We start from the raw sequence: 23,594 nt of genomic DNA, 5'->3' as shown, positions 1-23,594 counted from the left end.
TCTTATAAATTTTGTTGTTCGTACTCATGTTTATAGTCGCCCTCAAAATCTGTATATGGATTATCCTGGTGTAATTCCCACATGGTCCCTGTCCATTTCCCGGTTTTCCAGTTTTGGCTCATGGCCGTAACTAAATACCACCTTCCAACTGTAAATTGATCCGCAGAGACGTTTTTAAAAATATGAGTGAGATCGTGGTGGTTTCCGTCGTCGGCGTCAAGCCCCTGAATGGTAAAAGCGAGCTTCGATTTTTCATCTTTATTCATGTGCCACATCGTCCAGGCCACCATTTCCGAATACTTTTTATTTGCCGGATAAGACCCTACTGGGAAAACGACATTGAAAGTCACCATGTCCACCCAAAGAGATGTCGGGAAATACTCAGGCAACGGGACACCAAATTCAGCGTTGACCAACAAACATCCGCGCAGACTGCGACAGGGCGCATCAAAGGAGAATAGATCATACTCTTCCTTCGCACTAAAGTTTAAGTCCTGGCTTATAGTGTGCTTTTCAGCCGAGAATAGGGTATTGCTTCCGTTAATTGCTGGCTTAACCTCCAGTATCTGATTAGCATATCGTATGTGACTACCGGCGACCGAGGAAAAAGCAAAGAGCATCACAAATACTTTCCCGCTCACGGGCAAAGGGTCTGTATTAACTCCTATGCTCTGAAATTCCCTCTCATCCTGATCAGCAACATACCAGCTCAGTTGAACCTGTTTAAAATTGATTGTCCAGCCTGCATCGCTAAGCGCCCATTTGCCATCCTCATCCACCGTCCAGTGCGACCCATCCAAGCCCTCCAGTCGAATGGCAATACCATGACTGGCCGGTTGCCCAACAGCTCCAGACAGGTTATTGCTGAGCTTAAAATCTATGCTGTAGTTAATGAGGCTACGCTGACAGGCAAATACAGGACGAACATTCTCGATATATTCAAAAGCTCCTCCAGATGTTGGTTCCAAAATCACTAAAGTTCTACCTTCCTCGTAGCCATTGACGTAACGGCGCTCAATAAAGGCATCCACAGTAGGGGCGGTAGCCGTTGCTCCAATTCCCTTTTTAAGAACCCACCCTTCTATTTCAAAGACCCGGCCATCAGGGAAGGTGCTTACAATATCTGTCCTTTCATCGCCTCGTGTGAAGTGGTAGTTATCGAGCAATTCATCCGGGTATTGATAAGGATTGCGAACGATAACACTTTTTCGGTTTCTTCTCCTGGTGACCACCGTTGAGTTTTCAACGAAATAAGTGACCGGGTTTGCGCTCTGGTGGCCCATCAGCTTTTTCATAGATGGTACCGGGGCACTATTGATTTTAGTGCCATCCCAATCAAAGCGGGTATATTTCCAACCGGGTAGCCTGTGTTCAAAGAGTCGTTGAATCCACCATTCCCCGTTGCGTTGACATAGTCGGGTGTACCTGGGCAAGAGCAGCTCCAGAATAGTATAGCAGTCCAAATAGGAATTACTGTCCTTCATCAGACTGTAGCTGTCCATGAAAATCTGATCGTAAGGGCTGTTATTGATGTTATCTACCCGGTTCTGGTTCCTGCTTTCAAAAAGATTATCCGCAACGCATATGGCTAGCTTAAGCCCCGTTTTAGCGAGGCAAAACGATATTAGCTCGATCAGGGAATAGACTCCGTTAAGTCGGTTTCCCTCCAGATCGGTGATCTCCACATCACGAAGTATTCCAAGGCCATCCGTCAGGGTAAGTTCTACCTCACTTCCCGGAGGTAAGAAAGGATCGACAATATCATCCTGGAGAAGGAAGCCCTCCAGGATATTCACATTTCCAGCCCCGCCATCATAATACATCTTCCCATAAAAGCGCCCATCCTCTCCACCAGAGAATGTTGCCCCATTGATGTCATAAGTACTTTTAAACCGAAACTTGAGGTGTTTACCCCAAATCTGTTTTCCGAAATCGTCTGCGTCTGCTACCGTGGAAATGGTGGCCACCTCAGCTCCGCCAATCAGTTCTTTTATGATTGTGATGGGAGAAGGGTCCCCCTCCTCATATTCTGCCTTATCGTATATATCAAAAGTGATGTCCTTACCGGATACTGTTCCCACAGAATCGGTTCGGCTCATCTTCCACTGGGTTCGATATATAGTGAGTGTACTCATCCTAATCTCCTGTTTCTGGCCGTCTGGCTATTGACGGCAGCCACCAGGCTGCCATTGCGTTCGGCTATTGCAACGTTTACGGAAATACCTGCAAACCCGGTCCCTGGTCCGGCGCTCTGCGTTCCACCAATACCTTTTAAGGCGCTTCCTAATATCGAGCCTACGGACTTCACTTTTCCACCTGTCAATAGGTTGAATATGGCGGCCTCTGCGGCGGCAGCAATTAACCGTCTGATCACAGCGTTTATGCTCTGGATAAGAGAATTGAAAAAGGCCTTGATCCGGTTTTCGTTTTTTGGAAACAGATCAAAGAATTCTGCGAAGGGTTCCGATAAGCTTCGGGCTATTCCTTTAGCAATATCAATTTGCTCCTGAGATAAAATATCCTGAGGCGGAGCCAGTTTAAGTGGGATAGGAGCCAGGTTAACTTTTACTTTGTATCCCTCCAGCCCTTCTTTTATCTGTTTGCGACTCTCCTCTAATTCGCGTTGGAGAAATTCCGGGCTTAACCTTAGCGCAATTTCATATACATCTCCTTCCAGAAGCGGTTTCACAGCCGCACGAAAATCAAGAGCGTATTGCTTTCCAACATTTGCAGCCGAGGTTCTCCCTTTATTTGTCACAACAAATTCAAGAGTATCGGCCATATTTTTTACAAATTCTTTCCCTAATTGATCCTTCTCTTTTTGTATTTGCTTAAGCTCATTTTCAATCTCGGTTGCTTCAACCCCTAATGATAATATTCCTAATCCACCCCCTCTTAATTGTTGCTCGATTGCTCCTCGAATAGTTGATACAGATTTTAAAGCCCTTTCCGCCAGTTTCGCCTTTTTTGCCTGTAGGTCAAGCTCCCGTATTGTTAGCTCAGTTATCTTGTTTGACAAAGCATCTGCCAAGGCCTTTTTGAATATCGAATTTGTAAGGTTGTCAATAGCCTTTGCAGTCTCCTCAGAGTTTATCTTCTCCAGGGAGAGATTTTTTAAATGTTCGGGGTATGCTTTCTGTAGGTTCTGAATTGCCTTTAATCGGGTTTCCCTGGCTTGGTTCTCATCCCTTGCGATTTCCACCAGGGCTTTTATTTTCACAAATTCTTTAGCAGAAGCCTCACCGGCCTTTTGAACAGCTTTTTCATAGCTAGTGAACTTATCCGCCAACGTTGTGGCCAGTAGGGTTAGACCCGCTAAAATAGCTGGCACAACCATCAACGAAGAACCAATACCACCTGCGGCAGCCGTCACCTTATTCAACTGCCCGCTGGCTTTTTCACTAAAGTCTGTAATATTCTTTAGCGCCCCTTCCTGGTTAAATACGATATCAAGTAGTACATTATCCATTAGAGTAAGCCGAGTTCTTTTACGCGGTTGTACATGTTTTGCATTTGGTCCATCGTCGCCTGTTTCTGCCTCATTTCCTCCCGTATTCGTTCCTCTGGTGAAGGGTCTCCGGGCAGAGGCATCACATCAAGAATATTTTCCTTCGATCCCACCATCGCTATCATAGTACCCACCAGAATTCTTGTATTTCGGTATGTTTCAATTTGCCGGGTTTGGTAACCAATAATCACCTCAACTACTTCATTGAGGGTAAATCCATAGAACTGATCCGGTGGTATCCCTGCATTTACTACCAAGCTTTGCAGCTTGTAGAAAGTCAGCGGGCTCTCCTTGGTTTTTTCACTGGCACCGTCACCTTCCCCGTCTTTTTTTTTGTGTCTTCAATCAACCCATCGTACAAAAACAGGCTATGATTCAGCATTTTTGCCATCATATCATATCTCGTTGACCCGGCCTCTTCCATGACTTCCAGAATATCATCACGAGTTACCTGACACTGAGATATATCATTTTTGTAGGTGAATAAAACGGCTGAGAATATATAATCGGCAAATGCCGAAATACCAATGGGCTTTTGAATAAAGAAAAGGAGATCATAGATGCTATCGCCTATTCCTTTGGTCCGGCAAAAGTGATCAAGCGACCACATACAAAAGCGGCCAGTTATTACCTGGCCACTATTTCTTCGTATCGAGAATGCCCCTTGAGGCAATAATTCAAAATTCATGGCAGTGGTTTATGTAATGAAGAAGAACTTTTATACGACTTCTACAGTCGTTGTACCCTGAACTTGCACAGTGGTGGCGAAGGTCATTGGAAGAGCATCTTCGATCGGTAGCTGTTCAGAATACTCGCTCAATACACAGCGGCCAGTACGGCGTTCAAACAGAACTGGGACAGCAATAGTGGGATCAACGAAAATCGCTCGACGGAAGTAAAGAAGCGTTCCGTTTTGTGCCCAGTTATAGAGTTTGCTCACGCTGGCTTCTCCTTTGTTGGCCACAATCGCGGCTGGCGTAATGTTAGCCATCCCGTTGACAGTGATCGTCTCTTCGGGGATACCATCTCCATAAAAGGTGCCGCATTGCGTCCTTACGACCGGATTATCTTTAGTCAGGTTCCAGTCCTGGTTGGTTAGACATACTGTCTTAAGCCAGTCCACGTTGTTTTCGCTGAACTCAAAAAAGACATATTTTCCTTGGACTTTTGTAACAGCCATTGTAGTTGATCTGAGGTTTTAAAATGGCCCTCCCGTGTTTCAGGGAGGGCGTTGATATACAGCTCTCGTGGGGGGTTATCGATTAGTTTTTGGTCACTTGACCTTTGCCACTGGTGTTAGCGGGCTTCCCTTCCTTAGGGTCCTCAGGCACTTTTATTGCCTGGGCACGCAAGCTGTCGCGCTCTTTGGTTACAGCTTCCAGTTGACCTTTCAATTCTTCCACCTGCCTTTGTTTCTCATCATATCCTTCCCTTCCACTGTACTTTTCCAGCTCAGCTTTCAGGGCATTGTTCTCTGCCTCGTGTCCGGAAATAACGGCCTTCGCGCTTTCCAGCTCCTTGGTCAAGGATTCAATCTGAGCATGGTCACCTTCAAGGATCAATCCCTCTTTGCTCACCTTATTAGGTTTCTCGCTTGATCCTTTGGCAAAATCATTGGCTTCCTCTATCGTGGCAAATGCCATCCCGGCCACTACGAAGGCGAAAAGAGCCTGTGGATGATCTTTAAAGAATTTTTTTACTTCCTGTGTCATGGTATAGAATTAAAGGCCCGATTTTCACCGGGCCTGTTATGAATAATAGTTTACCGGCATTAACACACCATTTAAGCCAGGCTTAAACGTTAGCTTCAACAGCGGCGATCACGCCATCGGTGCGGACGATACGACCACCTACGCGGAGGTTGGCGCTGTAAACGTCACCGTAATACAGCGGGTTTCCGGGGTCATCAAATACATCCACATCACCCATCGCGCGTTCTACGCAGCTATCATCCCAGAACAAGGAGGCGGCACGGTCAGCCGCGTTGGCAGCAAAGGCTGCATCCGTCTCATCAATGGGCACATAGGCACCATCAGCTCCGCGATAACGCAGGGCAGCGCTACGCATCATGATGTTGTAGTTCATATACTTTCCTACCACACCGGTTTTCAGGTCAGCCACGCGGCCCACATCTGCCTTCTCGGCATCGGACAAACTTTCGAAGAACTGATGGTAATGGGCGGCGGTAAGCAGGGCGTACCGGGTTCCTACCAGGTTCTTCTTGTCCATTGCTTTGGCAGCATTCTTAAATTCTGTTTTGGTAAACAGACGGCGCTGGCCAGTGGCGGTACCATCAATCAGGTCAGCTCCACTTAAAGCGCCTGTGGTCAGGATGGTTTGCGCGGCGGCAGGACCCCAACGGTAGAGCAGACCCTTGTTGACCACACTAACCAGGGTTTTGATCATCTCACCTGTAACGCTCATACGTTTGTCATACTCCAGCTCGTACTGATCAATATTCTTGATCAGCATGGGAAGGATGTAATACGTATCCAGCGCATAGGTGATATCAGTGTCATTCCGCTGCGCAGCTACTTGCGGAAAAACACCCAGGTTTTTGGTCACGGCGGTGCTTGCACCAGCCACTGGGATATGCACTACGGCACCCCCTTTTACGAAGTTGTCAGCATTGCGGGCGTGGCGAGCAAAGGAGTTGTCAGGGAACAGATTGTCCACAATGTCCTTCTGCCAGATTTCTTTAGTAATGGCCATATTGGGCGAGTTTAATATTTACTTGTTTAGGTGTAGATAAGATTTAATGGTGCTACGGTTAAGAATACAGGCTTAGGCCTTGTACTCGACACCGAAGCGAGCCTTGTACAGTTGCTTGAACCTTTCAAGGTCTTTGCTCTTCAGCTCAGGCAAGGAACCTTCCTTGTCCAGCTTTTCATACTCAGCCGACATTTCCTTATTGGACATGTTACCATGTTCAGTTTTGATGTGACTGGTGATCGAAGCAAAGGCCTTCATCCCGCCAAGCAACTCTTCCAGTTCCTCCGGCTTGCCCGCATATTGCTTCTCCAGAACACCTTTCATTTCCACACTGATCTTCTTCTCCTGGAGGGCTGCTTGCAACATGGACGCGACCTTTTCCTTGTTGGCACTCTCTTTCAGGCTATTCAGCTCGGTAGTCTTTGCATCAAGCTGAGCTTTGATGGTATCAAACTGCTTAGCCTTGTCCAGAGTTCTCTGAAATGCGGCCTCTATGGCGGCATTGTCTGCATCCTCACGCAGGTTGAGGGCCGCCAACATGGTGACGGACATTACAATTTTTGACATATTCGTAATAGGGGTTTTGTCATATTTGGCGGCAAACAACTCCCGGTAATGATCATATACCTGGCGTTCACCGGTCACATTCTTTGGCTCTACGATCTGCTCTTCCATGTCATAGATGGAATCGATCAAGCCATTTTTAAGAGCTTCCTCCGCTGTAAACCAATTATCCTTTCCGTTCAGAAAAATGGTTTTGCATTCTTCCGTTGTTTTGCCGGTCTTTTCAGCGTAAACGGCACAAACCGTTTTTTCCATAGCATCCAGTAGTTCCGCATTTTTTCTCAGCTCATCGCTGGTACCATATCCGCCGGTGCTTGGCTGGTGGGTCATGATCCTGGCCACCTTGCTCATATGCACCTTCTTACCGGCAAGAGCTATAACGCTGGCCATACTGGCGGCCACTCCATCAACGAAGGTTTCAATCTGGGAGGAAGAATTTTTAAGCGCGTTATAAATGGCAAATCCATCAAATACATTTCCGCCACCGCTGTTAATTCTTACATCGATCTGCTTATAGTTCTTTTCCAGCTCCCGCAAGTCACGAACAAATGAAGAGGCGCTAACATCATACGGATCGATGTAACCATAAAGCAATATTTCAGCTTTGGTTTTACTCACCGCATTGATCTTAAAAATTTGTGCCTCTCCGTTCATTTTATTTTGGTTCGTAACTTTGATGTCGTAAAATTGCAATCGGCTGAAACCCTCGCCAAATGCAGATTCCGCGATAATTCATCTACTACCACATCCCACGTTACCTATTGCCGCATCATGGATTTTGACCTGAAAAAACGAGGTCTTATACTTGAAATTTGTGGCTATGAAAGGAAGTTTAACCGCAACTCAAAAAAAGGATTGGGCTAAAACGCTCTACCTGCAAGGGGAGCTTTCTCAGAAGGATATAGCTGGCAAAGTAAAGGTTCATGAAACCACCCTGTCCGGATGGATCAATAAGGAGAAGTGGAATCAGTTAAGGAGGAGCTTACTCACCCGTCGCAGCGACATCCTGAATAATTTGTACATAGTACTGGAGAAGATCAACGAGAAGCTCAATGAGACTGATGGAATCGGTGATACCAAAATGGCAGATATGTTCGTAAAATACACCTCTGCTATTAAAAATTTGGAAATGGAAACCAGCCTGGCTCAGCATATGGATAGTGGCACTGCCTTTCATAAGTGGTTAAATGCGATTGATCCCCCCCTGGCTTTAACCTTCCTCAACCATTGGGATGGTTTTATCAAGGACCAGTTGAAAAAGTTTTAAATGCCTGAATTATCAGATAAGCAACGGTACCAGGTCTGGTCCGAGTATGTAGAAAATATTCGGAAGCAAACGGCTTTGCTCACCGGAGAAACCGAGGCAACGCAAAAGAAGAGGATCAAAATCCTTGAGGCCGACCCGGAATTGTGGTTTAAGTATTACTTCCCTCAGTATTGCTATGCCTCGCCAGCCCCTTTTCATATTTCGGCAACTAAAAGAATCATGGCCAATCCCGAATGGTACGAAGTAAGAAACTGGTCGCGGGAGCTGGCCAAGGATGTTCGCACCATGATGGAGATTCTTTTTCTCATGCTCACCGGCAAAAAGAGATACATGCTGATGATCTCCAATTCATATGATAACGCAGAAAAGTTTCTGGCTCCTTACTGGGGTAACCTTGAAGCTAATCAACGTATCATTCATGACTATGGTGTTCAAGAGCTTCCAGGAAGCTGGACCAGTGGCGATTTTGTGAGCCGTAAGGGATTTGGATTCCTTGCCTTAGGAGCTGGTCAGTCCCCACGCGGTACTCGTCTGGAAGAGGCACGTCCCGATGTGCTGGTATTTAACGATATCGACACAGACGAAGAATGCCGAAACGCCGATATCATCGAAAACAAATGGAAGTGGATTGAGTCAGCGGCCATTGGTACCAGGTCTGTATCCAAGGCCACCCTGATCTTATTCCTTGGCAACATCATCGCTGAAGATTGTTGCGTCGTCCGGGCTACAAAAAACGCAGACTATGTTCATGTAGTTAATATCCGTGACGAAAATGGTCGGTCCTCATGGCCCGAAAAGAATAGCGAAGAGCAAATAGATCGCGTTCTTTCCAAAGTATCTTATTCCGCGCAACAGCGGGAATACTATAATAATCCAATTGACGACGGTAAGGTATTCAAGGAGTTGACTTATGGCAAGTGCCCTCCTTTAAAGTCTTTGCCCTTTGTGGTAGTGTATGCAGACCCCGCACCCAGTAATCGCGATAAGCCCGGAGTGAAAGCAAAAGCGCAGAATAGCTGCAAGGCGGTGGCCATTTGTGGCAGCCAGGATGATATTTTATTTGTTTACAAGGTTTTTGTTGATACCACGACAAACTCAAATTTTATTGATTGGCTGTACCGCTCACGGGATTACATTAACGACCGGACGCAAGGGTACTTCTATATCGAAAATAATACCCTTCAAAACCCATTTTATGAACAGGTCCTTCTGCCACTCATTCTAAGCAAAGGCCAGGAACCGGGCAATACTGTACTCGGCATTACGCCAGATGACCGTGATAAGCCAGATAAGTACTTTAGAATCGAAGGAAATCTGGAGCCAAAAAACAGGCTTGGCATGATGATCCTTAACATCGATGAAAAGGACGATCCTCACATGCAAAGATTGGAAGCGCAGTTTAAAAGCGTTTCCCCCAATTCAAAAACAATGGATGGACCTGACGCTGTGGAAGGCGCTTGGCATATAATAAAAACCAAAATAACCGTGCTTGGAAATGGTGCAGGGAACCTTGTTAAGAGACCCAAAAACACGAGGAGATACTAATGAATATTCAGATCGGAGATACCGTGCGAGTAGTATTGGGTATGCACTTGGAGCGAACCGGGAAGGTGATAAGCCTTCGTTGCGATTGTCCACTGAAGATCAAGGTCCAGTTTAATGGGGAAGTAAAAGAGGTTTACAGATATCAAATCATTGAATCAAAATAATTACTATGGCCGCTATTGTTACCATCGAGGACATGAAAACACATCTCTACTCAGAGATTATGACCACTATTTCACGCAATGATAATACGATTTTACAGGCAGGCATAGATACCGCCATCAGCGAGGCTATGGGGTATTGCAGTCGATATGATATCGCCGTGTTGTTTGACAAAGCCCAGAACGGGCCTGACCGGGCTAAGCTAATCGCCGCTGTCAAGGATCTGGCTGCCTGGGAAATCTGTAAGCTTGCTAACCCTACTGTCAATCTTGAACTCTTTGAAGCCTTACAGGAAAAGGCGCTGGAATGGTTGCTTAATGTTCAGACCGGGAAAGTAGTCCCCTATGGATGGCCCTACCCGGCGGATGATGAGGCCACCAACTACAATGAGAACAATTCAATCCAATATACCGGGAACACAAAAAGAAGTAATCATTATTAATTTATGATCATGATCCCAGAAGATATCACCAGGTATATCGTTGACCATAAGTTACAGTTTGGCGCTATTCAGGTCCTTGACAGCGTACTACTGGAAACATACATAACTATAAACTTGAATTAATGGCAAAAGGAGTGTACAAGAAAAAGACGGACTCGATGATCATTGTAAATGATCTTCGGATACAAACCGTTGACAGAACCTCTAAGGATATTGGGGATTTTATCAATTCCCTAAAGACCGCAGAGTCCTTTACCTCGCCTAACCGGGTGCAGCTCTATGACCTTTATAAGTATGCGGAACTGGACCCGTTCTTTTCCGGCGTATGGCAAAAGCGGGTAGCGAATATCCTGAACAAAAAACTGATGTTCGTGGGTAAAGAAGGCAAGGAGATAGATTCCCTTGCTCCGCTATTTAAAAATAAGCGCTTCCGCGATCTGTTGGAAGACCTGATGATCACCATTCTTTATGGTCGATCAGGATATGAATTCATCCCTGGCCCATCCTTTGACTTCAATAAGATACCACGTAAGCACCTGAAGCTGGAGAAAAAGAAGATCACCATCTTTCAGGCTGGCTCTGATGAAGGCTTTGCCTATGAGGAATTACCAAACGTATGGGTACTGGGTGATCCTGATGATCTTGGCATCCTTCATAAAATTGCGCCCTATTCGATCTACAAAAGAAACTGCCTGGGAGATTACAGCCAGTTCATAGAAATATTTGGCATCCCCATGCGGGTGATTAAGTATGATGCCAACGATCAGAAAACAAAACAGGAACTGTTGACTATGGCCGAAAGTGCCGGTAGCGCCCTGATCATGTCCATTCCAAAACAGGCGGAAATTGAGATTAAAAACGAGGGGGTTAATTCCTCAGCAAATGGTGACCTGCAATCTAAGTTTATCGACCTGCTCAATAAGGAGATAGCAATCTATGTGTTGGGTAACGTGGAGACATCCATGAGCGGTCGCACCGGTAGCCTGGCTAAAGCTAAAGTACAGGGCGAGGGGCAAGCTGAAATCCTGCAAATGGATTTGGAGACTGTTTTGCTTTGGCTCAACTCCGAGCAGTTTTTATCCATTCTTAAAACCTATGGATACTCCACTGACCAGGGTGAGTTTAAGTGGGAAGAGGAAGTAGATAACGCCTGGCTGAAGGACGAAAAAGCCATTGACGACTGGCTTATTAGTAAAGGGTTTCCGCTGGAGGAAGATTATATATACGAAAAGTATGGTCGGCCAAAACCAAAAGATTTTGATGCCAGGGTGCAAAAAATGGAGGAGGAAAAGTTGGCGCGCGTGCCTGATCCAAAGACTGGCCAGAAACAGACGCCAAAGCGCGGTGAAGCTGGCAAACCAAAAAAAATGCCCGGAACCGGGGCGACCGGTGAAATGAGATCGCTCTGGTCCCGGCTCAGGCACGCGCTTGCCGATTTTTTCGACCCGGCCCCGAAGGACTGATTCCGGAGGGGCTTAGCCATGAGGAGGTTAAGGAGCAATTGAGTAAGGCTTACGCTCGGTTCAATAAGGGCGATTTTAAGCCCCTTATGGCCGATGGGCTGGAACAGTGGCTCAAAGACCTGATCCAGCGCATATACGGCCTCCAGGCCCTTCCTGAGGGCATTGACAAGGAAATCACCCAATACTTTGCCGAAACCCTGGTTACGGGGATCGTAGAAGGCTTTGGAGCCAGTCTGGAAGAGGTGGATTATGACACCCCTGACTATGAAATGCTGGACGCGCTGATAAACCATACATGGCAGTTTTCTGCGGCCAAGAATTACAGCCAGTTGCGCGCCCTTACCGAAGCCCTCCAGGACGAGTCCGGCAAGCTGAGAACCTTTGGGGAATTCCGGGCTGTGGCCGAACAAATCAATAGCGATTATGTGGGAGCTTGGCTCAGGGCTGAGTACAATTTTGCCGTAGCGGGTTCACAAATGTCCAGGCTGTGGCTTACAATTGAAAGGGATAAAGAGTTCTTCCCCTTGTTGAAATACCGTACAGCGGGAGATGAACGGGTCAGGCTTGAACATGAATTGCTTGATGGCTTTGTCCGGAAGGTAGATGATCCGATATGGGACATCTTATTTCCGCCCAACGGGTGGGGGTGCAGGTGTGATGTTCAGCAAATGGCATCAGGCGCGGAAACGCCATTGGACAAGATCATAATACCCGACCGGATGCCAGACATGTTCAAGGTTAACCTCGGCAAGCAAAGGTTGGCTTTCCCACCTACCCATCCTTACTTCATCGGCCTTCCTGAAGATATTCGTGACCAAGGCCTTAATCTGAGACCCGATGAGCAAACCGACGAAACAACAGATTGAGCAATTGCTAAAGAAAAAGTTGAAAAGGGGGCTTGCCACCCTTCCAACAGTTATTGGTACAGAAGCCGTGTCTTGGTTTAAAGACCGGTTCCGGCAACAAAACTGGGTTGACCGATCAGCACAACCCTGGGCGCCAAGAAAATCAACAGGAAGAAAAAGCCTTGGCAGAGCAATTTTAACGAATACCGGGTATCTGAAGCGCTCTCCCAGGATCATATCCACCAGCGCCAATCGTGCCAGGGTGGGTACAAATGTGCCATACGCCAAGGTTCATAATGAAGGATATAGCGGTACTGTAACTGTCAACGAACATAAACGAACAACGCTTTTTGGAAAAAAAGTAAAGCCATACAGTGTGCCTACTTATACCAGAAAGATGAATATTCCAAGAAGACGGTTCATTGGCAATTCTTATGTATTGAGAAGTATTTTAAACAAGCGTGCCAAGGTTCACCTGACCCGATCCATGCGATAAAACGATGTATATGGCAGTCATTACTCCAGAGTCAAACTTGTTACTAAAAATTCAACAGCGGATATTGGATAATATTCCTGAAATCCGTTGGATCGATGCCGACCAGGGACAGCTAGAGTTTTTTACTTCCACTCGTCCGCCCGTAGTGTTCCCGTGTGCCCTCATCGATGTCCAGGATATTACCTATCGGGATATGCAGGATATGATGCAGCAAGCTATTGGCAATTTTACCATTCGAATAGCCATCGAACCGGCTGCCACCTTTTCAAGCACCACTCCCACTCAATACAAGGAGAAGGCCATCACCCATTTTGAACTGGCTGGCAAGGTGGCTAAATGGTTAAATAATTGGAGGGCTGATGGTATATTGACCATTGACTTCACCCGAAAATCTCTTGTTACCGAAAAGAGGGACGATCCTTACCGGGTACTTCTATTGACCTTTGAATGCCGCTGGATCGATACCGGTCAGGCTAACCAGGGTAATGCCACCGTATCTTCTTTCTCCTACGCTACTACCGGAAACGAAGACGGCATAATCACCGCTGATCAACTAAAGAATGTAACTATCATCTGGCTTGATCGCAGTGATGCCTGGTGGGGAGTGGCCACCGAAGGTCAGCCGACCCTTGAGCCGCGAAAAGCCATACATGACCCGGTTAACGGCACTCTTACATTTGCCAGTAATTTTGGGGCAGGGGAAACTGTGGGAATGCTCCTGAAAGGGTTATAGATAGTTTTCGCGCGCGGGGGTGGACCAGTTCAGGTGTGGCCACTTTTTTTCCAATTGTTCCCTGGAGGGTTTTATTGCACGAACATTAAGCAGCATTTCCCGGTCGTTTTGAAGGACATCATACACCCTTCTCTCGGTTAAAAAAAACTCCGTGGCCACAGCCTTTAATACAACCGGATAGCTCCATCCGGTAGAGTGTCCAATAAACCAGTACCGGTCAATCATACATTCATTTCTGCGCTCGTGTAATTCGGAATTGCGGCCAGACCCGTCCGCGATCACGGAGGGGCTTTCAATGAAGATGTCGTTAAAAAGTGTTCTGGAGCCGCGCTGCATGGTCTGCAAATTAGCAATTTTTCGATAATATCAATATTCTGATAAAACAAACCCCCTCACTAATGGAGGGGGCAGGGAATCCGTCCTGGATAAGGACGTGCTTGTATTCCACTTAGCTAAAGGCTTTCCGGAGCTGGTTTTCGTCCGGAAGTATACTGCGGAGTAGTTCAATAAGTGGTGTGACTTCATCCCCAAAATTCTTGTGCTTGTCTTCGGATTGAGAACTGTATTCTACATTGGCGGCTATGCTATTGAGTAAGCTGGCATGAGTGGCCGCCGGGTCAACACAAGGAAGGGTAATTACAATGGCAGAATCGGTGTACTTAATGGTTGCCTTCATAATAAAAAGGTTTGAATGAATTAAATTGGTTCGTATCAATAGCAACATAGCGCTATTGACATTCCCCTATAACTTTCGGTTGGCCTGTTCAGTTCAAGTACTTCTGTGTCTGCAATACGCCAATGATCGCAACTGATTTTTGATGATTGGGCTTTATACACAGAACCTCATGAACATAGTCCTCTCGTACAAACCAGCGGCCCTGGGCATCCACCGGCATCTTACGGGCCTTCCCCTCTTTGGCCATAATCTTAATTTTCCCGTGATTGTACGATTTGGAGCTGAGGCGGCGAATTTCGGAGGCGCAGTACCAGATATGACCTCGGTACTCCATGGTCTGGCATTGGGATAGAATCGGGCGCATTTCCTCAAAAATGGAAAGAAGGGCCGTGTTAACCTTGCGAAGCTGCTTTTCGGCATCAATAAAATACTGCCGGGCCTTCATGCCGAGTTCCGACCGCTGGAGCATAGCCAAGTGCTTGGCCATGTCAAGGGTAATGGTGTACTCAATGGCTTTCCGGCCACCTGTACTTTTCCCCATATTCGGGGAAAAGTCCCGGCCCTCGACAAAGCCGTAGTTTTCGACATAATCCTTAATCCATGTCGAAAAATCCCTACCAATTCTTAGAAATTTGTGAAGTTCGCGGGCATCAACCCACTGAGATTCTTCCCCTTGGTTGATGATGGGAATGAGACTGTTGTTTGGCATAACTTACAGTTTTAAATAAAAAATCCCCTCGTGTGCCAAACAACAGTCTACATGCGTAGAGAGAGTCAACCGATTCTACGGTTTCACGAGGGGGTAACTTTAAACCTAAAACTTGATTGAACTGCATAGTAAATGTTGTTTGGCAGTTCAAATATAGATAATTAGTAATTAATAATTGAATTTTTTTCAATTACACGATAGGTAGGTGACAATATCAGAATAATACTATCAACTTTTTGTTGTACACCAGAAAGAGAGTCGGAAATGAAAATATTATAATTGGCAAGAAAGCCTTTAAAGTCATGCGAATCCACTGACTCAGCTATTCTGAGATGTCGCTTTGCAGAGTCAGTTAATCGTTCAACTTCCTTTTTTAATTCTTCAACTTCAGATAACTGGTCAGTTGCATTTTTATACTGTGATTTGCTCATGCCAAAAAGCTGGTGAATAGACAATATTTCTCTTTCCAATTGAAGCTTCTCCTGGATAATTTTCATGACTTCGGCCCCTTCGTCCAAATAGTTTCTTGCCTTAATCTCCTCAATTTTTCTCGATGTTAGAGTATCAATTAGGTAAAGGTCTATGCTGTCTATTATAATTCCTTCAGACTTAGCTTTGAAGTATTTACGTATAGCAGATTCCACACTATCATAATGACTGGTTTTTTCTTGATTACAGGCACATAAAAAAAGGAAGGAGATAACTAACAAGATTTTCATATACGATGGTTTTGAGTGTTGCAAGTTATGGTTTTAAATAATCCCTGTATGGCCCAAGTTCAAACTGTGTTACCAGCTTTGGTAGTTCATTATAGCTGTATTCATTCAATGGCTTCTTTAAGTAGCCGTATTTTTCCACCCATGCGTGAACGTGTGAATAGTCCTTTTTATTGCGAATTTTTCCTCCGGTATCCACGACACGGGAGTAGGTAATCCACTGCATTTCGTGAGCCATTGCAAAGAGCTTGCTCATCAGTCTGGAGTTGTCAGGCTTTGGCAACCCTGCCGCCTGGAGGCCACGGGTGGCCGGTCCCGCAGAATTCAACCAGCTCTGTAACTCTGACCACGTAAGTTCCTTAGTGCTTCTTGTCCGGCCACCTGATATCTGTTCTATGATATCCCTTTTTTCATTGGCCAATCCAAGCTTGCTCAGAATTGAATTGAAAGCCTTGATTTGTTTGGTGTCCACTGGTTTCATTATCCAGAGTATTCGTTTTCCCAATATTGATCGCGGAGGTATTTTTCAGGGTCTGCCTTCTTTCTCCAATTCACCGATTGAAGAAACTTATCATACTGTGAAATACCAAAATAGGCTTTAACCTTGTTGGACTTGGAAAGCTTGTCCCATATTGGTTCGGCTCTTTTCCGGTTGATCTTCTTTCCATACGATTGCCAAAACATTTCAAAGGTTACCTCAAAATCGGCCTCAACAACCGTTGTGCTTGCGCTAAATGATTGTTCGAGTAATTTTAAGTGAATGGGAAGTGCTTTAAGGAAGCCAGATAAATGCACATCCGAAAAATTGCAATTTGAAATGTCAACGCGGGCCAGCGTTCCAGTTGGGCCAAATACTATTTCGGCGGTCCCGGTAAACTTTTCGTTGTTGGTGATTAGAAAGCGTCTCATTTTTTAATTAATGGTTTTAGTTCGTGAGGAATATTATACACGGTAACCAGAACGTTACCCGCAAATAGCCAGATTGCTTCCCCCCAAATCCGCATATTGTTGCAATTCTCATACTCTCTATAAACCTGGTCCAAGTAAGACTTGAGCCGCCCTTTACAGGCCCCATGCTTTTTACCGGCCACGTATGCTTTAAGAGCAATACGCCGGGCGGCTCGCTTGTCCATTCCCAATCGCTCCTTTGTTCTGATGAAGGCGTGATCTGAAATTTCTATCTCCACTGATACTTTGCTTCTCATCCTATTGTTTTTTGATACAGCGGGGTTGTGTCTTTTACTTCTCCGGGCAAAGGCTTTTCCGGCAAATTGTAAAGGAATCGTACTACCATTGCTCCTGCCTGAATCGCTTCACGGTGGATGTCGAAGTATCTGCCTCCTTCATACTTATGCTGGAGAGCCGCTTTGACTACTTCTCCCACCTCTTCGGTAATGATTGCAGTTCCATCAATGATTTCTTTTGGCCAGTCTGGATGCTTTTTCTTAGCTGCCATCATTTCCATAGCAATGCAAACCAAGATTCTTTTTGTGTGAATATCCAGAGACTGGAGATGAAGGTTACAGTGTTCGTGATTTAGTTTCATATTTTTAAGTTTTTTACCAGTAAATAATATCTCCAGTAAACGGAAGCTCATGTGTTTGCTTCCACCAACGAAGCATGACCTCAAAGCAACCAATACTAATTTTTGAATCTTCTGCCCGGAATCCATCACACCATGCGAGTATATCCTTTTGTACTTCAGACAACCGCTCGCCATTCAAATAAACATCTCCCCTTTTGGTAATTCTGATTTCCTTTACATCCTTGCAAACCGTTTCTTTGATTTTTGTACACCACTTTGTCCGCATCCCATAGTATAGGTATAAGGTGCTACCAGGCTTCGCCTGACCTTTCCTTTTTTTTCGAATTGTTTGTTTTTTTTCTCCGCTCTTTATGAGTGGAATAAATCTCTCCTTAAATGAATAGGCTGGCATATAACATTCAATTAATAGTTATTACTTGCAGTAGGCTCCTTGCCTTCTACGTTTTCTCTTTTGACGTTGATTATAGCGGAGACGGTGACTATGGTCATAAGCGTCGCCAGTTCCCCTGCCATCCATTAGACGGGCAATCTTTTTAGCTGTAATCAATTCCCCTTCCTTGTTGATGAATGTTTTAAAAGGCTTCTTTTTTGCTTCTACCGCTTTGGTTAATTTCTGAATCCTCTTTTCATGTACTGATCTCATCTTGTTCTTAAGGCGAAGATTTTTCCTTTTTCTTTTGCTACGAGCATGGTTGTTTTTCTGTTTCATACTTTCCTATTTTTTATAATGTTTGTTGAAATAATCAGTGGGGTTACTTTTGAATTTTATTAGTGATTCTTGGAGTTGTTTCAATTTTTCATATTCTTCCGGGCAAACTTCCTTTTGGTACTTATCAACTATTATTCCGAGTATTTTATGCTTCATTGGGTCCCATGCAAACCATAGCATTTGAGGAACGAACTCAACAAAATCAAAATCGGAAACATCCGCATGATAGCTATCCGGACCGCCTCCTTTTGCTATTTTTCGAAGACCACTTCCATCCTCGTTATCGATGTAAAACGGGGGATAGTCCTTGTGTTTTATTTCAACAATTTGTCTGAACTTCCCGGCAAAAGCATTTTGCCAATGCATTTTATTGGATTCGACAGGCTTAATTATAACCTTGAGAACACGATACTGAATATCTTCTGTGTAGTTCCATTTTCCTTCACGGTAACTTGTTGTCATGTTTATGGTTTTAGCTTTTATTAAAATATTTGATCGCTTGTTCACCAATCCACCTTCCGGCGGGGACAGCAACTCCGTTGCCCAAAAGCTCATAACTGAAATTCCTTTTCGGTAAAACAAAATCATCTGGCACACCCATTAATCTAGCATACTCCCTTATTGTGAACGGCCTTAAGCCTCCTTTGTAATTAGGGTCCTTAACAAGACGAGTCCCCATATCTTTCGAATAGTGCGCAACACAGGTAGGAGCAATGCTATCATTATCTTCGGGGTCTACCACGATAGGCTTATCCCTGTATGCTCCGTTAACCCTGGCCCAAACAGAATCATTCACATGTACCACCGGGTCTTTCTCAAGTATTTCCTTTATAGATGGCTTTTTTGCTGCCGGAGAAGGGGCGCATATATTGAATGGCTTTTTAGTCCCAATAATGAATAGCCTTTCCCGACGTTGTGGAAGCCATAAGGCCGCATCAATTGGACAAAACACAGTTATATAGTAGCTTGGAAATTTTGTCATCGCCTCCATAACTACCTTGAAATGTTTCATGCCTGGCACATTTTCAACGACAAACATTTCCGGCTGCTCAAGTGCGAAGTGACGGAAAGCGTGCATGTATAATTCATCCCCTGTTCTTACCCCGTGTATTTCTCCAATAAGGCTATACTTCTTGCAGGGATATGTATATACGTGAATATCTGATTTGGGCTGATCGAGTACTGTCATTTCCTTGATATCGCCCCAAATGGTTCTATGGGAGAAATAGTGTGGATTCATTCGCATGGTCATAATGGCTCTCTTATCAAGGTCCACAGATTGAATGATTTCAATACCGGCTTGCTGCAATCCAATTGCCATCAAACCGGCTCCACAGAAGTAATTTTTAGCTGTTGGTATCATGGATTGCTTAATTACTTTTTTGCATTTGAGAAATTATGGCATCAATTATCTTAATTGCGTCATTGAAGCCAGAGATTCTCCCCTTAAACCAAGTAGCAGTTTCACCTCCTTTTTCATATTGAGGCATAGCTTCCTTGGCCTCTTGAATCTTTTTCTTCAACTCCCTTTTCGCTTTCATTAAATCTTCCATAATCATTAGTGTTTACTTTTTCTTACCGGGCCAATATTTGCCCTGAATTACGTGGGTGTATTTTTTACGCCAATACTTTCTCGCGCCTTCTTCCCAAATCACAAATGGGTTACCGCCGCCATATCTCGACTCCACGTAAGCAACAAACCCCATAACCTCAATCTTTATGTCGCAGTCATGCTTCACAAACTTTGTTAAGTCGTTTTTAACCCAATGCGAAATGAAGATTAATGACTTCCCTTTTCGCGGATTGCAGAGCTTGTCTGTGTAATGGATAAAGCTGTGTTTATTAATCTCTGCGTGCTGCATAGAATCGAGAACACCAAAGGCCGCGCTCTTCTTCTTCATTAACCGCTCCAGGAAGGTCTCCTCCACGTCGCTAACCAGCGGAGCTTTGTAAAGGCGAACCATTCCATCCTTGTCTTGCATCCCTGCCTGGATGATTTTCTTGCCTACTGTTTCGCTATCCCCACCGGCCTCCTCATGGTTATTGTAATCAACCGCTCCGAATTGGGTCAGGTAGTTGCAGAGTTCAAATGTGAAAGAGCTTTTCCCGGAAAATGAAGGCCCTGTGATGAACCACTTTGCGTGCCTCTCTGGCTTGCCAAAGCTTTCCAGCCACTTCCCTTCGAAATCGTAAATAACCCGTTCCTTTTTTATGATCTGCGATGGCCGTAAAACCTTGATTTTTCGCTTTTTATGAGGGATTTCCCCCGGATTAACTTGTTCCATACTATTAAAAAAAGTCACAAAATTTGATGGTCAAAAAATTTACACCTTGCTAATAATCAATTATTTAGCCCTTTTTTACCGTTTCTTTTGGGGGTTTTTCAGCCACGTATGGCAATTTTTTGGAAGTATTCCTCGGATATAAGCGCAAGCTCTTTTCTCAATTGCTCGGTCATTCCGCTAACAGGTATTTGCGCCTCAAGAGCAGCATGAATTTCTCTTTTCATGCCTTCACTTATTCGTGGACCAAACAGCCACATTTCGCTTATATAGCGGCAATGCCGGGACTTCTTAATAATTGCTTCATCATTGCGTAATCCGCGCTCACGAAGCTCAGGGACGCTATCGTCGCAGCTTACGACATCCGAGTACCAGGGCACAAATGGAACAACGTCCTCAAATTTTGGATCAGTATTAATTCGGTTAATGATGGCCCTTACTGCGGCCAGATTTGCCTCAACATTCCCGCCAACGGGATGGGCGATGTAGACTATTCTCATTGCGGTTGGTTTAATAAATTTTGAGAAGTGTTTTTTACAATTAGGTGAGTAGATTTGAATTTATTCAACGGCTTGCAAACGGTCAATTTCTGCGGCTATCAATGCCCCGGCTACTTTTAATTGGTGTATTCGGTCGTTTTTCAGTTTGTCGCAAAGCCCCCAGTCATCAGGATATTCAATAAAATATTTATCCGTTACTGAATAACCGGTGTCCATTGCTGTGAGCGTTGCTGCGTTAATAGCTAGTTCTCCATCACGGTGTTCTTTATCGTGTGATATAGTAAAGCCGTGTTTTTCAATTTGTTCTTGCCGTTCGATGGCAATAAGTTCGATTCCTGTTTTCATTTGTGAATTTTTTACTGTTTGAAAAAAAACACAGGCATAGCAGTTTCAACGAGGACTTATCCAGTCTGATGCAATCTCATGGGCCTCTTTGTTGCGCTTCATCCTGTGCCGAACTGTGTGCCGGTTTCAGAGTTTTACTATGTAGTTTTCAGATTACTACCAACCAATGCACTTCATCGGGCTACGCCCTCCCTGCATCCATGTCCGAAAAAATCAACTCTTATTACCCACCCTGTTTCGTAGCCTTGATTTTGGGTCTTGCATCCGTAAACGTTTACACGGCTTTGTTACGGTAGCAAGTGGCTTACCACGTTACGCCGAAGCGATACATATTTGAAAGAACGTTTTTAAAAGTTGCCGGTCTTTCCCGGCTGTCAGCAGATGATGTCCATTCTTACTTCGGGTCTGCCGTGTTCCTCTGTGAACACCTCCGGCGACAACACTTTTTCCTTCACCGTTAGCTTTACGGTTACTGTGCCGCAACATGGAATTTCTTTAAAAACCAGCCCATCGAAATGAGCCGGTTCACCAATTAAACCTTATCCGATGAAAACAAAGATTGCTGAAAGGGTGGGTAGGAATCAAACCTACGTGCAGTCAAACTCACTCCGCATACCATGCTAGCTGGTAGCATCGGCGTCGCGCCCAATCAGCAATATTTTAAAGAACTTGTTTAAGTAGAAGGGGCGAGTAGACACAAGCCCCGTTATATATTATTCTTCACTTTCCCCTCACAGCCACGTTTGGGGAAGCTCTTTATACTACAGCAACCTGCTCCAGGCTTGGCTGCACGTAGAATGTTTCGTCTTGAATAATCTCAAGGCCAACATCCTGTAAATTGTTTTTAACGGAATCCTTCTCACGGTCAGCAAGAAGCATGTCCTTTGCGATTTCTTCCTCCGTCCTGATGTAGGATGGAAGCACTCTTTTTACAAGCGTTTTGACGGCCTCCCAGGTAAAACCCTTTCTGGTTTTGAGCTTTGGCGTACCAGTCCTGAACCCGAAGGTTCCGTGAGTGAGTTCGACGGACTTCTTCTTCTCAAATAGCTCCGGGTGGCTCTCGGCATACGCCTGAATGAGTTCAAAGTGTTCGTCCTTTTCCTCCTGGAGAGTGCTGATCTCCGCATCAAACTTTTCCTTGATCTTGGTAATCTCGGAGTTCATTTTTCCCTGGAGGATTTCCAAGCGGCTGTGCGTCTTGTTATAGGCGGCAAACGCCTCCTCCATTGTTTCGCGATTCACCTCAGTGATCACTTTCTTTTTTTGTCTGGTTGACATAACGATGATTGATTGGTTACGAAAATTGTTGGTGGATTTTCATGGTAAGCTGGTTGATCACATTGGCGGTGAACATATCCAATGTGTCCGGGTCAACTCTTGTGAAATACAGGTAAAAGGCGCAAGCCTGTTCGTCGCTGATCTGTACGCTGTACTTATTCCTCTTCTCAGCGGCTCGCAGATAAAACTTCTTCCACAATGAGTTTAACAGCCCATGAATTGCAACCGCCTGTATTCCTCTCGGCCTCGGTTGGTTCACTACGTTATCCAATGATTTGAAAAGGGCCTCAAATTCACTACGAGTGAGCTTCAGCTTCATGGTACCTTTCAAGATTTAGTGTTACTACAATCCTCTTTAGGGGAGGAAGAAACTTTTCGTCCTTTACCTTGATAAAATCCTTTGCCTTTCTTAACTGCTGATCAACTGCTGTCGCAGGGAAACTCCATATTGAGGCGATCTTTGTTGCCCCCCATCCATAAATGAAGAATAGGAGATACATAAAGGCCCTTCTTCCCTCCATCGCGTTTTGGATGCTCGCCCGTGAAAGTATCTGCACAACCGAGCATCCGTACTCCGATGCACACAGTTCAAGGACCTTCTCTTGTTCAGGAGTGAACGGCCTACACTGCGACGGAAGAGGCTCCTTATTGAAGGAGGGAGAGTACTCCTTAGGAGGATAGTTGCTGATGATGGAACCAAGTACTGCGCTCATACCGCCTCCATTTTTATTGTGACAAAATCCGACCCGTACACTTCCTTAGGAGGACATATTTCAGAGGCGAGCATCTTCGGGTCATGAAGGTCGCGGTACATTTGGCGCAGATCAATGATGGGAACCGTTCCTTCCAGACCGTCCCACTCTTCAACAAATCCGCTATCAATTCCGTGATGGATCATTTTCCACCAGTTCCAGAATTCCTTTCGGCCTTGTAGCATTCGGATGGCATCAGGGTCTTTTGTTCCGATATAATGAGATAGGTAGGAAAGTCCGGAATTCCACAGAAAAACGGTATACTCCCCGTCTTTCCAAGCCAACAGGTCACTGACCCTGGCTTCGTTGCGGGTTCTTTCCCCGCGAATTTGTGCTAAGGTCAT

The 23,594-nt window shown here is 45.1% G+C and carries 35 protein-coding genes; 7 read left to right on the top strand and 28 right to left on the bottom strand.

Annotated elements, in window-relative coordinates; genetic code table 11:
* Positions 1 to 2: 2 nt before the first annotated feature.
* From J0M30_14835 to J0M30_14800, 8 genes are all read right to left on the bottom strand, one after another.
* Positions 3 to 2,081, bottom strand: coding sequence for a hypothetical protein (locus J0M30_14835; GenBank protein ID MBN8668771.1), 2,079 nt, complete (start codon positions 2,079 to 2,081; stop codon positions 3 to 5).
* A gap of 50 nt (positions 2,082 to 2,131) precedes the next feature.
* Positions 2,132 to 3,469: a hypothetical protein gene (locus tag J0M30_14830; GenBank protein ID MBN8668770.1), complete on the bottom strand. Its 1,338-nt coding sequence runs from the start codon at positions 3,467 to 3,469 to the stop codon at positions 2,132 to 2,134.
* Positions 3,469 to 3,765 (bottom strand): hypothetical protein, encoded by a 297-nt coding sequence (locus J0M30_14825; GenBank protein MBN8668769.1) that lies wholly within the window; start codon positions 3,763 to 3,765, stop codon positions 3,469 to 3,471. Before J0M30_14825 ends, J0M30_14830 begins: the two co-directional genes overlap by 1 nt.
* A 20-nt stretch (positions 3,766 to 3,785) precedes the next feature.
* Positions 3,786 to 4,196 (bottom strand): hypothetical protein, encoded by a 411-nt coding sequence (locus J0M30_14820; protein MBN8668768.1) that lies wholly within the window; start codon positions 4,194 to 4,196, stop codon positions 3,786 to 3,788.
* Positions 4,197 to 4,226: 30 nt separating this feature from the next.
* A complete protein-coding gene (locus J0M30_14815; GenBank protein MBN8668767.1) occupies positions 4,227 to 4,688 on the bottom strand; it encodes a hypothetical protein in 462 nt (153 codons plus the stop codon).
* 82 nt (positions 4,689 to 4,770) lie between these two features.
* Entirely contained in the window at positions 4,771 to 5,220 is a 450-nt protein-coding gene (locus tag J0M30_14810; GenBank protein ID MBN8668766.1) for a hypothetical protein, read from the bottom strand.
* An 82-nt stretch (positions 5,221 to 5,302) separates the two neighbouring features.
* Entirely contained in the window at positions 5,303 to 6,220 is a 918-nt protein-coding gene (locus tag J0M30_14805) for a hypothetical protein (protein MBN8668765.1), read from the bottom strand.
* A 72-nt stretch (positions 6,221 to 6,292) separates the two neighbouring features.
* The gene (locus tag J0M30_14800; GenBank protein ID MBN8668764.1) at positions 6,293 to 7,438 is read right to left on the bottom strand and encodes an ATP-dependent Clp protease proteolytic subunit; all 1,146 of its coding nucleotides are present in this window, start codon (positions 7,436 to 7,438) and stop codon (positions 6,293 to 6,295) included.
* 166 nt (positions 7,439 to 7,604) lie between these two features.
* Between J0M30_14800 and J0M30_14795 the strand changes: the two genes are divergently transcribed.
* The 7 genes from J0M30_14795 to J0M30_14765 all read left to right on the top strand — a co-directional run bounded on the left by J0M30_14795 (position 7,605) and on the right by J0M30_14765 (position 13,737).
* The gene (locus J0M30_14795) at positions 7,605 to 8,051 is read left to right on the top strand and encodes a hypothetical protein (GenBank protein ID MBN8668763.1); all 447 of its coding nucleotides are present in this window, start codon (positions 7,605 to 7,607) and stop codon (positions 8,049 to 8,051) included.
* On the top strand, positions 8,052 to 9,596 hold the full coding sequence (locus J0M30_14790) for a hypothetical protein (GenBank protein ID MBN8668762.1): 1,545 nt from the start codon (positions 8,052 to 8,054) through the stop codon (positions 9,594 to 9,596).
* A 169-nt stretch (positions 9,597 to 9,765) separates the two neighbouring features.
* On the top strand, positions 9,766 to 10,200 hold the full coding sequence (locus J0M30_14785; GenBank protein MBN8668761.1) for a hypothetical protein: 435 nt from the start codon (positions 9,766 to 9,768) through the stop codon (positions 10,198 to 10,200).
* Positions 10,201 to 10,322: 122 nt separating this feature from the next.
* A complete protein-coding gene (locus J0M30_14780; GenBank protein MBN8668760.1) occupies positions 10,323 to 11,663 on the top strand; it encodes a DUF935 family protein in 1,341 nt (446 codons plus the stop codon).
* A gap of 38 nt (positions 11,664 to 11,701) precedes the next feature.
* Positions 11,702 to 12,529 (top strand): minor capsid protein, encoded by an 828-nt coding sequence (locus tag J0M30_14775; protein ID MBN8668759.1) that lies wholly within the window; start codon positions 11,702 to 11,704, stop codon positions 12,527 to 12,529.
* Entirely contained in the window at positions 12,501 to 13,004 is a 504-nt protein-coding gene (locus J0M30_14770) for a phage virion morphogenesis protein (protein ID MBN8668758.1), read from the top strand. Before J0M30_14775 ends, J0M30_14770 begins: the two co-directional genes overlap by 29 nt.
* Positions 13,005 to 13,014: 10 nt before the next feature.
* A complete protein-coding gene (locus J0M30_14765; GenBank protein ID MBN8668757.1) occupies positions 13,015 to 13,737 on the top strand; it encodes a hypothetical protein in 723 nt (240 codons plus the stop codon).
* On the opposite strand, the gene J0M30_14760 is transcribed toward J0M30_14765, so the two are convergent.
* The 20 genes from J0M30_14760 to J0M30_14665 all read right to left on the bottom strand — a co-directional run bounded on the left by J0M30_14760 (position 13,732) and on the right by J0M30_14665 (position 23,594).
* Entirely contained in the window at positions 13,732 to 14,073 is a 342-nt protein-coding gene (locus J0M30_14760) for a hypothetical protein (GenBank protein ID MBN8668756.1), read from the bottom strand. The two genes, J0M30_14765 and J0M30_14760, sit on opposite strands and share 6 nt — an antisense overlap.
* Before the next feature lie 112 nt (positions 14,074 to 14,185).
* Complete coding sequence (locus J0M30_14755; protein MBN8668755.1) at positions 14,186 to 14,413, bottom strand: hypothetical protein; 228 nt, start codon at positions 14,411 to 14,413, stop codon at positions 14,186 to 14,188.
* Positions 14,414 to 14,501: 88 nt separating this feature from the next.
* Complete coding sequence (locus J0M30_14750) at positions 14,502 to 15,122, bottom strand: antA/AntB antirepressor family protein (protein MBN8668754.1); 621 nt, start codon at positions 15,120 to 15,122, stop codon at positions 14,502 to 14,504.
* A gap of 161 nt (positions 15,123 to 15,283) precedes the next feature.
* Positions 15,284 to 15,841 (bottom strand): hypothetical protein, encoded by a 558-nt coding sequence (locus J0M30_14745; protein MBN8668753.1) that lies wholly within the window; start codon positions 15,839 to 15,841, stop codon positions 15,284 to 15,286.
* A gap of 25 nt (positions 15,842 to 15,866) precedes the next feature.
* Positions 15,867 to 16,319, bottom strand: coding sequence for a hypothetical protein (locus tag J0M30_14740; protein MBN8668752.1), 453 nt, complete (start codon positions 16,317 to 16,319; stop codon positions 15,867 to 15,869).
* A complete protein-coding gene (locus J0M30_14735) occupies positions 16,319 to 16,747 on the bottom strand; it encodes a hypothetical protein (GenBank protein ID MBN8668751.1) in 429 nt (142 codons plus the stop codon). The genes J0M30_14740 and J0M30_14735 overlap by 1 nt, the downstream gene beginning before the upstream one ends.
* Entirely contained in the window at positions 16,744 to 17,043 is a 300-nt protein-coding gene (locus J0M30_14730; GenBank protein MBN8668750.1) for a hypothetical protein, read from the bottom strand. Before J0M30_14730 ends, J0M30_14735 begins: the two co-directional genes overlap by 4 nt.
* A complete protein-coding gene (locus J0M30_14725; protein ID MBN8668749.1) occupies positions 17,040 to 17,435 on the bottom strand; it encodes a hypothetical protein in 396 nt (131 codons plus the stop codon). Before J0M30_14725 ends, J0M30_14730 begins: the two co-directional genes overlap by 4 nt.
* Positions 17,398 to 17,775, bottom strand: coding sequence for a hypothetical protein (locus J0M30_14720; GenBank protein ID MBN8668748.1), 378 nt, complete (start codon positions 17,773 to 17,775; stop codon positions 17,398 to 17,400). The genes J0M30_14725 and J0M30_14720 overlap by 38 nt, the downstream gene beginning before the upstream one ends.
* 21 nt (positions 17,776 to 17,796) lie before the next feature.
* Positions 17,797 to 18,093, bottom strand: a complete 297-nt coding sequence (locus J0M30_14715) for a hypothetical protein (protein ID MBN8668747.1) — start codon at positions 18,091 to 18,093, stop codon at positions 17,797 to 17,799.
* Positions 18,094 to 18,099: 6 nt separating this feature from the next.
* Complete coding sequence (locus tag J0M30_14710; GenBank protein ID MBN8668746.1) at positions 18,100 to 18,555, bottom strand: hypothetical protein; 456 nt, start codon at positions 18,553 to 18,555, stop codon at positions 18,100 to 18,102.
* A gap of 10 nt (positions 18,556 to 18,565) precedes the next feature.
* Positions 18,566 to 19,456: a DNA cytosine methyltransferase gene (locus tag J0M30_14705; GenBank protein ID MBN8668745.1), complete on the bottom strand. Its 891-nt coding sequence runs from the start codon at positions 19,454 to 19,456 to the stop codon at positions 18,566 to 18,568.
* A gap of 7 nt (positions 19,457 to 19,463) precedes the next feature.
* The gene (locus tag J0M30_14700; GenBank protein MBN8668744.1) at positions 19,464 to 19,646 is read right to left on the bottom strand and encodes a hypothetical protein; all 183 of its coding nucleotides are present in this window, start codon (positions 19,644 to 19,646) and stop codon (positions 19,464 to 19,466) included.
* A gap of 12 nt (positions 19,647 to 19,658) precedes the next feature.
* Positions 19,659 to 20,378 (bottom strand): hypothetical protein, encoded by a 720-nt coding sequence (locus J0M30_14695; GenBank protein MBN8668743.1) that lies wholly within the window; start codon positions 20,376 to 20,378, stop codon positions 19,659 to 19,661.
* 98 nt (positions 20,379 to 20,476) lie between these two features.
* Positions 20,477 to 20,875 carry a hypothetical protein gene (locus tag J0M30_14690; protein MBN8668742.1) on the bottom strand — a complete coding sequence of 133 codons (399 nt, stop codon included), beginning with the start codon at positions 20,873 to 20,875 and terminating at the stop codon, positions 20,477 to 20,479.
* A 60-nt stretch (positions 20,876 to 20,935) separates the two neighbouring features.
* Positions 20,936 to 21,220, bottom strand: coding sequence for a hypothetical protein (locus tag J0M30_14685; protein MBN8668741.1), 285 nt, complete (start codon positions 21,218 to 21,220; stop codon positions 20,936 to 20,938).
* A gap of 756 nt (positions 21,221 to 21,976) precedes the next feature.
* Positions 21,977 to 22,498 carry a host-nuclease inhibitor Gam family protein gene (locus tag J0M30_14680; GenBank protein ID MBN8668740.1) on the bottom strand — a complete coding sequence of 174 codons (522 nt, stop codon included), beginning with the start codon at positions 22,496 to 22,498 and terminating at the stop codon, positions 21,977 to 21,979.
* A 16-nt stretch (positions 22,499 to 22,514) separates the two neighbouring features.
* Positions 22,515 to 22,817 (bottom strand): hypothetical protein, encoded by a 303-nt coding sequence (locus tag J0M30_14675; protein ID MBN8668739.1) that lies wholly within the window; start codon positions 22,815 to 22,817, stop codon positions 22,515 to 22,517.
* Positions 22,795 to 23,211 carry a hypothetical protein gene (locus tag J0M30_14670; GenBank protein ID MBN8668738.1) on the bottom strand — a complete coding sequence of 139 codons (417 nt, stop codon included), beginning with the start codon at positions 23,209 to 23,211 and terminating at the stop codon, positions 22,795 to 22,797. Before J0M30_14670 ends, J0M30_14675 begins: the two co-directional genes overlap by 23 nt.
* Positions 23,208 to 23,594 carry a hypothetical protein gene (locus tag J0M30_14665; GenBank protein ID MBN8668737.1) on the bottom strand — a complete coding sequence of 129 codons (387 nt, stop codon included), beginning with the start codon at positions 23,592 to 23,594 and terminating at the stop codon, positions 23,208 to 23,210. Before J0M30_14665 ends, J0M30_14670 begins: the two co-directional genes overlap by 4 nt.

It is taken from the genome of Chitinophagales bacterium, from assembly GCA_017303415.1.
GTDB lineage: Bacteria > Bacteroidota > Bacteroidia > Chitinophagales > Chitinophagaceae > SpSt-398.
The sequence above is the reverse complement of the archived record's forward strand: the minus strand, read 5'-3'. Positions and strand labels throughout refer to the sequence as shown.